We start from the raw sequence: 15425 nt of genomic DNA, 5'->3' as shown, positions 1-15425 counted from the left end.
CATCAGGTGGAGTGGACATTTATAGGGAGCGCTGATTAACGCGGCGGGAGAGTGCCTCGGCGCTTTCCTTGCGTTCTGAATAGCGATCCACCAGGTAGTGCTCCCGACCGCGCAGCAGGAGAGTGAACTTCATCAGTTCTTCCATCACGTCGATAACGCGGTCGTAGTAGGCGGAAGGTTTCATTCGCCCGGTCTCGTCGAATTCGAGGAAGGCTTTGGGTACCGACGATTGGTCGGGGATGGTGACCATGCGCATCCAGCGTCCGAGCACCCGCAGTTGGTTCACGGTGTTGAACGACTGCGATCCGCCGCACACCTGCATCACCGCCAGTGTCTTGCCTTGGGTGGGACGGACCGCACCGAGTGCCAGGGGAATCCAGTCGATCTGTGCCTTGAACACCGCCGACAGGGCACCGTGGCGTTCCGGGGAACACCAGACCTGTCCTTCGGACCACATCACCAGGTCGCGTAGCTCCTGCACTTTCGGATGATCGATGGGCACGGAGTCGGGCAGGGGTAGGCCACGGGGGTCGAAGATCGCCGTTTCGGCGCCCATGTGTTCGAGCAGGCGTGCCGCTTCTTCGGTCAACAACCGACTGAAAGAGCATTCGCGGGTCGAGCCATATAACAACAGAATGCGCGGTGGGTGTTCCGGATGCGTGCGCTGCGCGAGTTTCTCCGGCGTCGGCAGGTCGAATAAGGACAGATCCAGGCCCGGCAGATCGACAGGGAAATCAGTGTTCAAATCGCTCATCAGAGTGCTCCGATACGGTCCAGTGCTTGCTTGAGTGCTGTCGGGTCGAGGGTCGACAGGTCGAGGCGGAACAAGGCGGCAAAGCGCAGGCGAATCTTTGCCACTGTGGCATCGAAGGCTGCCTGGATCTCTGCGTCGGTGCCCTGTACATCAGACGGATCGACCAGTCCCCAGTGGCTCTTGATGGCGGGGCCAAAATACACCGGGCAGGGTTCGCTCCCAGCTTTGTCGCAGACGGTGATGACCAGGTCCGGTGGGGTGTCGGCGAAGCTTTCCGAGCCTTTGCTGTAGAGCCCCGAGGTGTCCACCCCGAGCGCTTGCAGGGTGCTGATCGCACGCGGGTTGAGGCGCCCGCTGGGGGCGCTGCCGGAGCTAACCGCCCTCATGTTTTCGGGCGCCGTGTGATTGAACAGGCCTTCGCAGAGCACGCTTCGGCAACTGTTGGCAGTGCACATGAACAGGACTTTCATGGTTTTCTCCTGGGAGTGAATACTCGCTGGCACGACCTGCGCGGCAAGAGCACTAGCAGCTCGGCGGTGCGGTCAAGATCAGCAGCAGGTGGACTGGCGAATGGGGCGATCTGCCATTGACACGAGCCGCTCGGTGCCGCTGTTGATCCAGGCCTGATTGGCCTTGAGGGTCACCTGAAGCACCTCATAGCCCCATTCCGGTAGCTGCGGGTGAAGGCGGTAATAGATCCACTGGCCTTGGCGACGATCCTCAAGCAGCCCACAGGCGCGCAATTGTGCGAGATGACGGGAGACCTTCGGCTGGCTATCGTCCAGTGCCCAGATAAGCTCGCAGACGCACAGTTCACCCTGGGCACAGAGCATGAGCATGATGCGGGTACGGGTCTCGTCGCCGAGACAGCGGAAGAAGGTGGCTGGGGACAGGTGCATGGCAATGCCTTTGTGTATATTTGAATATCTGTATATTCGAATATACATATGTATTGCCTTTGTCGATAGCAGTCAGGCGAATCGGCCGACTTTCGCTCAGTGGGTCAGGTGCGAGCGCGCCAGCCGAACCCACCAGCGTGCTCCGTGAGGCGCGGCGTTCCCGTACAGGGCGATGGGTGATCCTGCAGACATTCAATAGGGAGAATGGCAGGGGCGGCTGGATTCGAACCAACGCATGGCAGGATCAAAACCTGCTGCCTTACCGCTTGGCGACGCCCCTGTAGCTGTTGCGACGAGTGCCTGGCACTCGACTCCCGCTATTGTCAGTCCCGTAAGGGCCAGCGCGGGAGTGGGCGGGAATTTATCAATTTTCGCCGCGCCTGGAAAGCTCTTTGTAAAACAAATTTGTTTTAAAACAGCTACTTAATTATCCAGCAGAGTGGCTCGGCAGTCTATCCGGTGGATGTGAGCCATTCGGTAGCGTTGGTTTTGTGGTCACCGCCAAATGGTGGTGATCCTGCTCGATAGAGAAAAACGGCGTGGCGAGAGAGGGGCTGGCATCTGGAGCAGGTTCGTCTACCATGATTTTAAAGAAAATGATGTCACTCTTTTGTCAAAATAAAGTAGGAATTAGACGCTTTTTTTGACGGACTTGCGTGTCCTGTGGACAATGGCATTTCGGCCACCATTGATGCTGAGCAGTCTCTACGCTTTTCCCCGCGCGAGATTGCAGCCCAGGCCAGGCATTTCGCGACCCTGCGGTCGCGCATTGGCCTGTTCGTTGGGTGGTGCCGAGTCTGATGGCGGCAATGCCGTCCCTGTGCGCAACCACGCACCAACAGAATGCATGTCACTCAAGTCAGCTGAAGCCAACAACGATAAGAAGTCAGCGCAGGAGCGACATAAAAAGTGAGGCCGATGCCAGTGATGGCGGCCTTGTGTGCCCATTCTCCAGTTCTTTCGAGTGTGCGAATCCAGGTGTCCGTGCGCTTGGTATGTCTCACGAGCAAGGCTGGAGGAACGGATGGCGATCTATCGTAGGTATGACTATATGTTGAAAAAAGTGAACAAGGTGCTGTTGGGCGTGGCCTTGTCGATAGGGGTCACGTCCTCGTTCGCGGCCGAGGCCAAGAAGGTTGATGTGCTGCTGATCGGCGGCGGGATCATGAGTTCGACTCTGGGCATCTGGCTCAATGAGCTGCAGCCTGACTGGTCGATGGAAATGGTCGAGCGCCTGGATGGCGTGGCCGAAGAAAGCTCCAATGGCTGGAACAACGCCGGTACCGGTCACTCGGCCTTGGCCGAGTCGAACTACACGCCGTATGGCAAAGACGGCAAGATCGACATTTCCAAGGCGATCGAGATCAACGAATCGTTCCAGATCACCCGCCAGTTCCTGTCCTGGCAGGTGCGTCAGGGGGTGCTGAAGAACCCGCACTCGTTCATTAACTCGACGCCCCACATGAGCTTCATGTGGGGCGATGACAACGTCAAGTTCCTCAAGGATCGCTACGCGGCCTTGCAGACCAGCCCACTGTTCAGCGGTATGCAATACACCGAAGATCAGGAACAGATCAAGAAGTGGGTTCCGCTGATGATGCAGGGGCGTGATCCGAAGCAGAAGATCGCCGCCACCTGGACGCCGATCGGCACCGACGTGAACTTCGGCGAGATCACTCGCCAATACGTCGCGTACTTGCAACAGCAGCCAACCTTCAAGCTCAATCTGTCCAGCGAAGTGCGGGACATCAAGCGCAACGAAGACGGCAGTTGGCGCGTGGTCTACAAGAACCTGAAAGACGGTACTGAAACCCAGACCGACGCCAAGTTCGTGTTTATCGGTGCCGGTGGCGCCGCACTGCACCTGCTGCAGAAGTCCGGTATCCCTGAAGCCAACGACTACGGGGCCTTCCCGGTCGGTGGGTCGTTCCTGGTTACCGATAACCAGGACATCGCCCTCAAGCACATGGCCAAGGCCTATGGTATTGCGTCGACCGGCGCGCCGCCCATGTCGGTTCCACACTTGGACACCCGCGTGCTGGACGGCAAGCGCGTGATCCTGTTCGGGCCATTCGCGACCTTTTCCACCAAGTTCCTGAAGAACGGCTCGTACTTTGACCTGCTGACCAGCACCACCACCCACAACATCTGGCCGATGACCCGCGTGGGCATCGATCAGTTCGATCTGGTCCAGTACCTGGGCGGTCAACTGATGATGTCCGACGATGATCGCTTCAACGCCCTGAAGGAGTACTTCCCCGAGGCGAAGAAGGAAGACTGGCGCCTGTGGCAAGCCGGTCAACGCGTGCAGATCATCAAGCGTGACGAAGAGAAGGGCGGCGTCCTGAAACTCGGCACCGAAGTGGTCACTGCCAAGGACAACAGCATCGCCGGCTTGCTGGGCGCATCGCCAGGTGCTTCCACCGCGGCGCCGATCATGTTGAGTGTGCTGGAAAAAGTCTTCAAGGACAAAGTGGCAACCCCAGCCTGGCAGGAAAAACTGCACCAGATCGTGCCAAGCTACGGCACCAAGCTGAACGGCAACCCTGAAGCGGTGCAGAAAGAGTGGAACTACACCGCTGAAGTCCTGCAATTGACCACCCCTCCGGTGATCGATCAGAGCGCGCTGGTACCGGCCGCTCCTGCCGCCGCCGACAAGCCCAAGACCGAAGACAATCCGAAGGCTGACATGGCGCTGTAAGCCGCGCCTGCGTCAACGCAGCAAGCGCCATGGAAACGCCACTCAATCGAGTGGCGTTTTTGTCTTCGGCATGGCTCGCCAGAAGGTGTTGTGCTCACCTCCAGGGCACCGATCACGACAACTACCTGCGCCACATTCTGGCATTGTTTGGCGATGAGCGATTATTGCGTATATCGAAGCTGCTTGAGCAGCTGTAGTCGGTGGCAGGGGCGGAGGCGCTGCTCTGGTCAGGAAATAAACAGCAGGAACTCTCGGATCAAGAGCAGTTCAACACCACCACTTGATAGATCAAAAGAGCTACCAACTTTTCGGGTATTTGAGCGGTTCTTGCTCACGTAGCAGGAAAGCCAGTTTTTGTATTGTTTCAGTATTGAAAACCGCGACATCCGTAGAGCCATCTGCTCGAGGAAATGAAAGCTGTGGGCCAAGGTTGGCAACCATGCGTTTATATTCTTCTATCGCGTTTGCTGGAGCGCCCACTATGCTGAGTGGGTTTTCGGCGTTGCTATAAGCATTACGGCCCGTCAGTGAAATCGGCTCTTGAATGCCTATGTGATATTCGCCGCCAGCATTTGCGATAGTTGATTTACCTTGAGCAGGGTGAGTGGTCGAATGCAATAAGTCTAAGTGGTGATTGAAGCCAAATACAAAAGGCCCAAAGGCGCTGACGTCAGGTTTGGTTGATAGCCACGCACCTTGAGCCCCTGTACCTGTGCGAGGTGTCTGAACATTCACTCGAGGGTTGGATGATGACAACATTTCGTCAAATCCCTGTTCCTTTGTACAGTGATAATAATCGGGTAAAGAAACGGGATGACCTGCGGCTGCTTGTGATTGTAAATGCTGTAAGAATTCGGAAAGTCGCACTTCATCGGGGTTATATCGATCAAGTGATGCGATAACACCGTCTATCGCCGTAATAGCTGAAACAGGTTGAGAGGTGGCGCTGTAATAAGTGGCAGCATGTGCGTCAAGCTTCGCTTCGCCTTTTCCATGCAGCGCTTGACGGACCTGTGTTGCATATGCGCTGTAGGGGCGTTGAGATAATGGCAGACCAATGTGCTGCAGCGAGATGGAGGCGGAGTTGTTAGTCGCCACTTGAGCTACAATTGATGAACTGGAGCCAGGTACGGGATTGCCATGGCGGTCACAGGGCTGGCCGTTGTGTAGTTTGTAGCCTGTCGGAGATGATCGGCTAGTTTTGACGCCGTCTGCTCTTCGCTTGATGTGGCGCATGCCACCGCGGAGTTTGGCTTCGCTGAGATCCACCAAAACTTTTCTAGGAACTTGGCCACTAGCTGGACCGTCTATAATCTTTAATTGCCCTACAGGCTTATGATTTTTGCTATTATAAACGACGAAGTTATTACTCTCGGATCCCTTCAGGCCGATGACCATCAAAGGCTCTTCGCCAGATTTCATGTATTGCATGACCTGATAGCGTTCACCTCCCGGATGCCTTGGTGCGAGGCCACCATCAGATAGTGCTCCAGCGGGGATTACTAGAGGGGTGGAACTATATTGGTGGGCGTTATGCGAAAAACCTCTAATCGCGGAGGTGTGATCAAACTCTACATGGAAACTGCTCTGATCATTATTGTGATTTTTTAATGTGATTTTGTTGAGATTATCATTTTTATCTGCGCTCAGCGACACCGATACGCTTTCATATTTACCTTGTGGGCTTTTCAGGCTGGTCTCATAAGTTAGACCAAGGTCAGCGTTTTGTTTGATAGCTGAGGCTGCTCCAAGATCAGTGGCATCCAGGAGTTGCCTCATTTTATTTGAGTCAATCGAACCTTTTAGCGCGCCAACTTTGAAGTTTTTTCCATTGAATGAAATGTGTTTTGGTAATGCCAGAGATGAATGAGCTTGTGAGGTTGATTGGCCGTTATCTGGGGTGGAGATTGTCGTGGTCTGCTCTTTTTGCGCCTGGCCGGAGGCGGGTGTCGATGTAGCTTCAAGCCGATGAATACCAGCTTGCATTTTGGATACGGGCAACATAGCTTTATCCTCTCTATAGACACTGATCCGCCCAAAGACACGCGCTGCTGTTATGCATTGGCAAGTCATTAGCGACTGTAACGGATTGAGTGGTTTGAAAGTTTTGAGTGGTTCCATCGAGATGCACGTAAATATTTGTTCGCTGGTCAGGTCTACACTGCTGAGGGCGGATGTTGAAGTCTTGGAGTGAAGAATTTGATGGGGCCGGAGAGCTTGGCTTGCCTCTACAAATCCGAGCACCAATTTCCGTTAAATTGGTGCTACTGCCAAGCGCTCGAACTCTCTCGGCGAGCGATATTTCAAGCACTAATTACCAGGTGGGACTCATGACCCAGCCGGTGGCCTCGCGATCACAGCAGTCCAGGGCAAATGTCACGCTCAGTTTTGTGCCGTCCTCGCAATGAAACGAGCACCCATCGCGTGTCGCTGGTTTTCACCGCAATACGATCTTCGTGCCGACGCCGCACATTGAGCTGTTTGATTCGGTGCCCAATCAGTTAGTTGTGATCACGCATCACCCGGTAAACTCGTTTTACGTTGATCGATGGCAGCAACTGGGTCTCACGGGCGCGACGCAGCCATCTCCAGACACGGCGAACTCGTTGATTTGTTGCTGGATTTGCAACACCAATGCGGTATCGTCCACATGTCTGTTTCGCCGTACTTTGAGCGATACAGATTGCTTGATTCGAATTGCTAATTGCGAGCGCGCCATACCGAGACATTCGCTGACCAGCGTCAAGGGTCGTCCCCCAACAACAGTGGGTGTGCAAAAGGGTCAGGGTCCACAGATCCATGGCGGCGTGCTCTGGGATCGGGAGGTAGCGAAGCCCGACAGTAACACCAAGTATTAACTCGACGCCAGACTGCCGAGGCCTTTCCTCATCTGTATCTGAAACTTGTGGCGCAGGTGAACGGTTCGACGCTACTAGATACTGACCTGGTTCATTTCTGGCAAAGCGGTTGCTCGCGCAGGCATCGAGCTGCCTTAGTCGCGCAGCATGCTCGCACCGTATTCACTGAAACTGCGACCCAGGTTGTTGCTCATCGAGCCGCTTGGCTGGCTGGAGCGTGCGCTGCTGTTGTAATGCTGTTGGCAGCTTAGTGTTTCGCAGGCGCTGTTGTTGCTGTTGTTGCTGTTGGTGGTCACGCCAGAGCAGGCGCTCAGTAACAGGCTGGCGACGACCAGCGCGGCTTTGACGAGGCTTGGTTTCATAGTGGCTTCCCCAGGGTCGACATATTTTGTAATAAATGCTTGATCCATCTTACGCTTTTGCCAGTGCGCGCTAGATGAAATTTTCGGGGCTCAAGTAACGTTCGGCACTGAGGCTGTAGAGCAGGCTGCGGGGCTGGCCCGGCACATCATCCAGTGCGCCGTCGACGATCATCCGGGCGCGCTCCAGGGTGCGGCGCGAGGGGAGGTTGTCTGGCCGCACCAGGCCGATAACCTCGTTGCGCTCCAGCGTCAGGAAGGCCAGGTGCAGGGCGGCTTCGACCATTTCGCTGGCATAGCCCTTGCCCCAGGCGTGCGGCGCGAACCGAAAATATAGGTTCAGCGCGGTTCTCGTACCGAAGACGCCGTCCTGGAGGCCGCCGAAGCCCAATACCTGCTCCGGATGTTCCTTGTCGCAGACGGCCCAGTAGCCGAAGCCCCTGGTTTTCCAGTGCTCGACCCAGTTGAACAGGTTGCTGCTGGTGGTTTCGAGGGACGCCGCGCCTTGGGGGTTGTAGCGATTGGTTTGCGGGTCGCCGTGGATGGCCTGGGCAACCTTGAGGTCGTCCGCTTGCACCGGGCGCAGTAGCAGGCGGTGGGTCTGAATGATGGAGACAGGGGGGGCAACCGACATGAGGTGTTTCTCCAGAGAAACAGGTTGCCCCGGATAGTGCACCGCCAGGGGTGTTTTCTTCAATACGGAGCAGGGCATTGAACGGGCAGCAAGAGCGGTGGCGCGGTCACTGCGCTGTCGCACGCACGGGATAGTCGATGGGGTGAATATTGACTTATGATGATGGCAATTGAACATTGTCGGATTCGGCGTTTTCGCCCGTTCGCTCTGAGCGCTTCGATGAGACCGCTACACACTCGCCTCCCATTCCTTCGGGAATCCAGAAGGGGCGCAGGTGCTGGCCCACGATTTGTAGACTATGGATGATGTGCATGCACAAGGCTCACTTTGGGGAGAATCGTCGTCAGGTATTGAGCTGGTTGACAGATCGTTGGCTTGTGGAAGGGCCGGCTGTGTGTTTTATCGAAGGATTTCCCGGCGTCGGCAAGAGTGAATTGTCGGTAGAGCTGGCCACGCATGTCGAGCAGTTGGAGGGCTGGCAGGTCATCATCGAAGAGGTGGTGGAACGCCCGCTCGCCCTGCAGGCGACGCTGTCCGATATCGCCGACAGGCTGACGGGGCTGGGCGTCGAAACGATGTTGAATACGTTGCTTTCCGAGCGGCCTAATCCCGCTTTCGCCCTGGAGCAGGCGCTGCGCAAACCGGTGCTGATTATTCTCGATGAAGCGCAGCGCCTGTTCAAGGCCAATACCGGGGAGCCGCAAGGTGAACTGGTGGGGATTCTGTCGTTGCTGCGAGCTCGACCTAATCTTCGCGGACGATTGCTATTGATCAGTGATCGCCTGGTTGAGCGTGCGCGCTGGTCGGAGAGCTTTCCGATCAAGACGCTGACGGCACTGGCCGAAGAAGATGCCCTGGCATTGTTGGAGGATCGGTTGCGGGGCAGCGGCAATCTCGATGCGGTGCCGGCGGAGCGCAAGCAGGATCTGATCCGTTCCCTGGGGTGCAATCCGAGGGCTATCGAGAGCCTGGTGGCAACCCTGGCTTATGAATCCCTGGACGCGGTGATCGGTGCCAACCCCAGTCTCTGGGCTTATCAGGATCGGGAAGTGTCCCGTGATTTCCTGCAGAGGCTGGAGCGGGATCTGCTGGAGCGTACCATGAGCCACTTGGAGCCGATCCAGCAGCGTCGCTTGCTGATGCTCTCGGTTCATCGCAGAAGTTTTGAACGTGTGTGCTTCGACATTATTTGCGCGGGTGTGACCAAGGACGCCAATGATTTTCGCAACTTGCTGATTACACGCTTTCTTCTGAGCCAGCGTCAGGGCTGGCATTCGCTTCATCCGATCATTCGGGAAATCGGCTTGGCCCATCTGCGTGATTGTCGGCCCGATTTCAAGCAGGCTCACTCCAAAGCCGCCGAGTACCACATACGCCCCTATGAAGCCCAGGCGATGGTGATCGACCACAAGAGAGTCGCCAGTACCTTCGCCGAGCTTCGCTATCACCTGCACCATTGCGGCCGTCAGGAAGACCTCAATCGCGTGGTGTTGAGCACGGCCGATCACCTGCTGAGAACCTTCAAGACCCACTCGAAGATTCCAACAGGGGACGAACTGGATGAGTTGATCTCGGTATTGACCATTCTGTTGGAGGATTGCCTGGTCAGGCCGCTTGAATATTACCTGGCCCGTTGTTTGAACGAACGCAACAGGCCGGGCGATATCGAGCTGGCGCTGGTGCATGCCAAGCTAGCGGTCGGCCCTGAGGGACCGCCCGATGCCGCGGACTTTGTGGCGCGTCTTGAAGAGCGCCTGGGGCGGATCGATGATGCGTTGGCGACTCTCCATGTGGCGATCGAGGCCTATTCGCAGAGTGGCAATCCGGTGTCTCTTTACTTGCAAGGGGCAAGATTGCTCAAGGGCCAGGGCCGAGGAAATGAAGCGCTGGAATTGTTGAAACAGGGTATTGGCGCAATCCCGCCCGAGAAAAATGTCGTCGCGCTTTACCATGCCTATGCACAGTTGCTCGTGGACGAAAATCGTCGCGCGCAGGCAATCGCTTTTTTGCGTGAAGGTCTGGGGCTGATCTCGGCTGAGTTCAATAGTGTGGTGCTGTACATTCAGTGCGCCGAACTGTTGAGAGAGGCCAAGCAACTCGGCGAAGCCATTACCTTGTTGGTCAGCGGCATTGGCAAAGTCTCAGCGAAGTTTTATCTCATTGGATTGTATCAATTGTGCGCGGCGTGTTTGAAAGAGGACGGGCGGCTGGCGGAGGCGATTGCACTGTTGACCCAGGGCATAGAAGTATTGCCCCGTGAAGCTCATCAAATCCCGATATATATCCAATGTGCGCATTTGATGAGACTCGATAATCGGGTTGAAGAGGCGCATCAATTGCTCACCCGCCCGGATTTTCCGCGCCACGTTGCCGAGAGCGCAACCATTGAGGAAAAACTGGTTTTCAACGCCGCCATCGGACTTGATCTTGGCTACCTGCACACTGTTATCGGGCGCGAGGGCGGTCATTCGGCAACCGTGCTGTTCGCCAAGTGCTTCCTGGCTCAGATAGCGGGGCACTGGGAGGAGGCTGCCCACATTGCCCATGAGGGCGTTGCGCGTTGGCCAGCCAATCACTATCTGGTGCTTCAAGGGGTGTTCTGCCGGTTATGCGCAGGCCAGCTAGAGGAGGCGCAGGCGATTTTAGACTCACTGCAACGCTCCAGCTATCTGCCTGAAAACGCAGAAACCTGGCTTCGGTGTTTCATTGCCTTTCGCCAAGGGGATGTGGCTGCGGCGTATCGCTTTTATGGTTTCTACACGGGTACCGCGCTGGCGCGGGGCGAAACGCTAACGGAGATGGATCTGCTGGCGCTCTGGAATGGACCCGTGTCTTATTCGATGAGCCATCCGGCCAACTGTCTCATTCTACTGCCTCCCTCTTTGACCGGGATGGATCATGTTGTCAGGCGGCCATTGAATATGAGCGCCTGCCGCGAACTCACGGATTGGATAACGCACATGAAAGAAACTGGCGGCCAAGCGTCGACTCAATCACTGACGTCCCAGGTGCCGGCGCAGCAAGAGCGCTGCCATGGCCCCTCGGTTCTGGTGATGGCCACGGAATGGAATTCCGCCCATGGTGGGTTGTCCACCTTCAATCGCGAGTTTTGTCGAGCCTTGGCAAGGGCCGGATGTAGGGTCGTCTGTGCGGTGCCGGATGCCACCGAGGCGGAAGTCATTCATGCTCGGGATTGCGCCGTCCATCTTTTGCGCGCACCTGGAGGCCCCGGTGCCGAAGTCATGAGCGGGTTGCTTCGTCGTCTGGCGCTGCCGGAGGGGTTCAGCCCGGAACTGGTGGTGGGACATGGGCGTATCACTGGCCCGGCGGCGGATGTCCAGGCAACGGATTTCTTCCGCGAGGCCAAGCGGATCCATTTTGTCCATATGGCTGCGGGGGAGATCGAGTGGTTCAAGGGTAAAGACGATGCCGCGGCCAAGAGCGAGGAGCGGGAAAGGATTGAACTCAGACTCTCTGAAAAAGCGGCATGGGTCGTTGCGGTCGGACCGCGTCTATTCCGCGAGACGCGCAATCTGCTGGCGGCACTGAATCATCCTCCCAGTACCTACGAAATGATTCCTGGGTTTTCATGCTCGAAGACGAGGACGCCACCCGATGGATTGCATTGCCTGATTCTAGGGCGTGCCGAGGATCTTGAACTCAAGGGGCTGGATATCGGAGCGCTGGGGCTTGCCAAGTTGCTGGACAGTAACGTGCGTTTTCGGTCGGACCCCGAGTTGATTGTTCGTGGCGCACCACCAGGAACCGGTGCCGCTTTGCGTGGGCAATTGTTGAAGATCGTCGGTGGGCAGAAGTTGTCGATCCGGGTGCGCGAATATACCAGCGAGGAAAGTACGGTCGAGGGGGACCTGAAGCGTGCGACATTATTGTTGATGCCCTCCAGGCGTGAAGGATTCGGCTTGGTCGCTCAGGAAGCTCTGGCCCTTGGCGTGCCCATTCTGGTCAGCCATCAGAGCGGTATCGGCGAGTTTCTCCTGCAGTTGCTGGGAGAGGTCGAGTCTCAGCATTACGTCGTGCGTACCCAGGGCGATTTGTCTTCTGACACCGATGAGTGGGCCAAGCGTATCGAGGGAGTGCTGCGCGATCCGCAGACGGCCTTCGAGCGGGCTGACAAGCTCGCCAGGAGGTTAGCTGAAGAGTATTCCTGGAAGCACTCCGTGGACCTGCTCTTGAAGGCGGTCAACCGCTGATGTGACCAAGGCACGCACCGGGGTGTTATGGAGGGGCTGTTGAGCGGCGGCGCCCCGGTCGAGCCGAAGCGACCATGGCGCCCCGGCGCGAAACCCCGAATGAGCGCAACTCAGGGCGGCAACGGGGTTATGGCACTCGTTTCAGCGTGGGGCAGATCGAATATGACCCACAGTGCCATGATCCGGTTGCAAATCTCCTGGCGCACGCCGACAAGGCGAGGTACGCGTATGAGCGGGCACTCAAACGTCGTTGAGCGCAGCCCGGGTAAGCGGGCCGCTCGATCCGTGGTTACTTTGCGGCCTGGACATCCATCTGGCGGTTCTTCAGGTTCTTGTCGGCCTTATAGCGCAAGGCCACATCCGGCACACCACCGCTCTTGCCGGTTTCGACCCAGTTGCGGATTCGACTGGCATCGGCGAAGTGGGTGTATTTGCCGAATGCATCGAGAATCACCAGAGCTACCGGGCGGTTGCCCATTTCGGTGACCAGCACCAGGCAATGGCCGGCCTGGTTGGTGAAGCCGGTCTTGGTGATCTGGATCTTCCAGTTGTCTTTGTTGATCAAATGGTCAGTGTTGCGAAAACCCAGGGTGTAATTGGGTTTGCGGAACGCCACGGTCTTTTCCTTGGTGGTGCTCAGTTCGCTCAACATCGGGTAGTGGCGTGCAGCCATCAGCAGCTTGCTGAGGTCGCGGGCGGTGGACACGTTGTGGATCGATAAGCCGGTCGGTTCGACATAGTGGGTGTTGATCATGCCCAGCGATTTGGCCTTGGCGTTCATCGCAGCGATGAACGCAGCGTAGCCGCCGGGGTAATGGTGGGCGAGGCTGGCGGCGGCGCGGTTTTCAGATGACATCAGGGCAATCAACAGCATCTCCTTGCGCGACAGCTCGCTATTGAGCTTGACCCGGGAGAACACACCTTTCATTTCCGGGGTGTCACTGATGTTCACCGAAATGTACTGGTCCATCGGTAGCTTGGCATCCAGCACGACCATGGCGGTCATCAGTTTGGTCACCGAGGCAATCGGTACAACCACGTCCGGGTTGCTCGAATACAGGGTCTCGTTGGTTTGCAGATCGATCAGCAGGGCGCTGCCGGAAGCGACTTGCAGGTGGGCGGTATCGCGAGGGGCTTGGGTGGTTTCACGTGCCTCGACAGGGGTTACAGCGACGGTGCCGGCCAGGACAAAAAAAAGGCTCAGGATGGAATGACGAATGTTCACGCGGATGGACTCGCAAAAAATGGATATGCCGTTGGCAACGGGTTTTTATAGAAAAAGCGTTACATTTTATGAATATAGTTCAGCAAGTTGCCATACCTCTGGAGGTATTGGGCGTAACTGACACAAAATTTACTTTTGCGCCGATTTCGTCCCATTTTTCTCTTCGAGCTTCCGCTCCCGATCCCGTCCGTGATTGAGTTCTGCCAAGGCGAGCCGGTCGCCAGAGCAACCTCGACAGCGGGTTTCGGCCGCTTGGCTATCAGTGCCACGTCCATACTGGCCATAAGACATATGGTAGCTCAGGTATGGCCGCCGTTGTATGGTCCGCGGGCCTTTATTTCGAGGGTTTCAGCCAAGGGGGCAGCGGGGCCTGCAACGTAGGTCAGTGCATTGTGGCGCCGAAATTGACTGACAATACTTCGTACAGACCCTGGCCACACAGCCATTGGGTCAATACTGCGCAAGCCGGACACGCTTGATCGGCGCCCATAAAAAAGCCCGCAACCAGTGCGGGCAAGGGGTTGTGCGGAGCAACGCACGATTTGGGAACAGGTGAGGCGATCAGGCGCCCAGGGTGTGCACGTCCATGCGCTCGGAGAGCGCCTTGGCCACCGAAAGGGATGTAAAAGGACCGCTGATGGCGACGCCGTCGCGGACCAGGTACCAGCAAGCGAGCAATCCCAATTCCCTGAGCGAGGCGGGGACGGCGCTGCCGATAACGGACATGATTTGAACCTTGGGCATAAGTACCTCCATCAATCTATGGAGTTACTTTACGAGGACCGCGGATCGGAGGAAAATCATCGCGCTCGATAGTAGACATCGACGAAATCAAGTTTTGCGCCTGACAAGGAAGCCGCCGAAGGCGCTTGAATAGAGGCTGGGTCAGTCGACGACCTGGTCCAGCATGTTCACCACTTCCTGTTCACTCAACAATCCCTTGCAGACCAGGTTCTCGGCCAGCAACGAGAGAAACTTGGCGGTGCGATGGCTCTCCAGTTGCTTGAGTTCGGTGAGCGCGCTGTAGACTTTGCTGGAAGTGCAAAGGCCGGCGGTGCGATGCGGATTTTGCGTAGGCATGACTTGTCCTTGTTCTTATAGGTAGAGGTTCTCAGGGTATGTGAGCGATCTTGCCGATCGGTAATAGCACCGATATGACAGCTGTGTGAAGAGCTGCTCAAGGCGACGGCCGCTGCTTATCATGCGCCATTGGCTCGGCGTTGCTGTCTCGCTTGCGACCTTTACCACCGAAATTCAGACCAGGCCTACGAAGTGCTGGCACTTTTGGTAAGCCCCGAACGAGTTAGGCCCCGTCTTGCGAGCGGGGCCTGGGGTGCTTGCCTTGACGATTACCAGCGTGGGCCGTAACCGTAATGCCGATGACCGTAGTACGCCGGGCGGTAGTATCCGCCGCCGCCGTACACCACCACTGGAGGCGGTGCCTGGACGTAGACCGGGGCCGGTTGGTAGTAGACCGGAGCCGGTTGCTGAATATAGACCGGTGCGGGCTGTGCATAGACCGGCTGCTGGACATAGACCGGCCGATTGTTGGACACCACCGAACCGACAATCGCTCCGCCGATTACACCACCCAACAAGGCAGGCCCCACCCAGCCGCCACCGTGGGCAGAGGCCTGACCTGCGACAGCGAGTGCACCGACGAGTAAAGCTACCTTGGGAATTGTACGAATCATGATTATTCCTCGGGTTCAAACCCCTACGCTTGTTGTCTGCAATAGACTCAAGGACTGTCGCGGGGATACTTCTATGACAGCGATTTCTTG

Annotated in this window: 12 protein-coding genes, 1 tRNA gene and 1 pseudogene; 2 read left to right on the top strand and 12 right to left on the bottom strand. The window is 56.7% G+C overall.

Annotated features, from left to right (window positions below):
- Window positions 1-19 precede the first annotated feature (19 nt).
- The 4 genes from arsH to BMX68_RS11870 all read right to left on the bottom strand — a co-directional run bounded on the left by arsH (window position 20) and on the right by BMX68_RS11870 (window position 1933).
- Complete coding sequence (gene arsH / locus BMX68_RS11885) at window positions 20-754, bottom strand: arsenical resistance protein ArsH (RefSeq protein ID WP_017131136.1); 735 nt, start codon at window positions 752-754, stop codon at window positions 20-22.
- Window positions 754-1224: an arsenate reductase ArsC gene (locus tag BMX68_RS11880; protein ID WP_017131137.1), complete on the bottom strand. Its 471-nt coding sequence runs from the start codon at window positions 1222-1224 to the stop codon at window positions 754-756. Before BMX68_RS11880 ends, arsH begins: the two co-directional genes overlap by 1 nt.
- A gap of 78 nt (window positions 1225-1302) precedes the next feature.
- Window positions 1303-1653 carry a metalloregulator ArsR/SmtB family transcription factor gene (locus BMX68_RS11875; protein ID WP_017131138.1) on the bottom strand — a complete coding sequence of 117 codons (351 nt, stop codon included), beginning with the start codon at window positions 1651-1653 and terminating at the stop codon, window positions 1303-1305.
- Between the two features lie 205 nt (window positions 1654-1858).
- A tRNA-Gln gene (locus BMX68_RS11870) sits at window positions 1859-1933 on the bottom strand.
- 771 nt (window positions 1934-2704) lie between these two features.
- Here BMX68_RS11870 and mqo point away from each other — a divergent pair.
- Entirely contained in the window at window positions 2705-4354 is a 1650-nt protein-coding gene (mqo, locus tag BMX68_RS11865) for a malate dehydrogenase (quinone) (protein WP_026013086.1), read from the top strand.
- A gap of 297 nt (window positions 4355-4651) precedes the next feature.
- On the opposite strand, the gene BMX68_RS25445 is transcribed toward mqo, so the two are convergent.
- From BMX68_RS25445 to BMX68_RS11850, 4 genes and pseudogenes are all read right to left on the bottom strand, one after another.
- Window positions 4652-6358, bottom strand: coding sequence for a hypothetical protein (locus BMX68_RS25445; protein WP_143063278.1), 1707 nt, complete (start codon window positions 6356-6358; stop codon window positions 4652-4654).
- Between the two features lie 532 nt (window positions 6359-6890).
- A pseudogene (locus tag BMX68_RS26815) lies at window positions 6891-7106 on the bottom strand (hypothetical protein); the annotation flags it as partial.
- Window positions 7107-7346: 240 nt separating this feature from the next.
- Complete coding sequence (locus tag BMX68_RS11855; protein ID WP_017131141.1) at window positions 7347-7574, bottom strand: hypothetical protein; 228 nt, start codon at window positions 7572-7574, stop codon at window positions 7347-7349.
- A gap of 70 nt (window positions 7575-7644) precedes the next feature.
- Window positions 7645-8205: a GNAT family N-acetyltransferase gene (locus BMX68_RS11850; protein ID WP_017131142.1), complete on the bottom strand. Its 561-nt coding sequence runs from the start codon at window positions 8203-8205 to the stop codon at window positions 7645-7647.
- Between the two features lie 311 nt (window positions 8206-8516).
- On the opposite strand from BMX68_RS11850, the gene BMX68_RS11845 reads away from it, so the two are divergent.
- Entirely contained in the window at window positions 8517-12416 is a 3900-nt protein-coding gene (locus BMX68_RS11845; protein WP_017131143.1) for a glycosyltransferase, read from the top strand.
- A 289-nt stretch (window positions 12417-12705) separates the two neighbouring features.
- On the opposite strand, the gene pbpG is transcribed toward BMX68_RS11845, so the two are convergent.
- The 4 genes from pbpG to BMX68_RS11820 form a co-directional block, all read right to left on the bottom strand.
- Window positions 12706-13641 (bottom strand): D-alanyl-D-alanine endopeptidase, encoded by a 936-nt coding sequence (gene pbpG, locus BMX68_RS11840; protein ID WP_017131144.1) that lies wholly within the window; start codon window positions 13639-13641, stop codon window positions 12706-12708.
- 561 nt (window positions 13642-14202) lie between these two features.
- The gene (locus BMX68_RS11830) at window positions 14203-14385 is read right to left on the bottom strand and encodes a hypothetical protein (protein WP_017131146.1); all 183 of its coding nucleotides are present in this window, start codon (window positions 14383-14385) and stop codon (window positions 14203-14205) included.
- Window positions 14386-14526: 141 nt separating this feature from the next.
- Entirely contained in the window at window positions 14527-14721 is a 195-nt protein-coding gene (locus BMX68_RS11825) for a hypothetical protein (protein ID WP_017131147.1), read from the bottom strand.
- 269 nt (window positions 14722-14990) lie between these two features.
- On the bottom strand, window positions 14991-15335 hold the full coding sequence (locus BMX68_RS11820) for a hypothetical protein (protein WP_017131148.1): 345 nt from the start codon (window positions 15333-15335) through the stop codon (window positions 14991-14993).
- Window positions 15336-15425 lie beyond the last annotated feature (90 nt).

The organism is Pseudomonas agarici (assembly GCF_900109755.1).
GTDB classification, from domain to species: Bacteria; Pseudomonadota; Gammaproteobacteria; order Pseudomonadales; family Pseudomonadaceae; genus Aquipseudomonas; species Aquipseudomonas agarici.
This window is presented reverse-complemented; position numbering and strand designations above follow the sequence as displayed.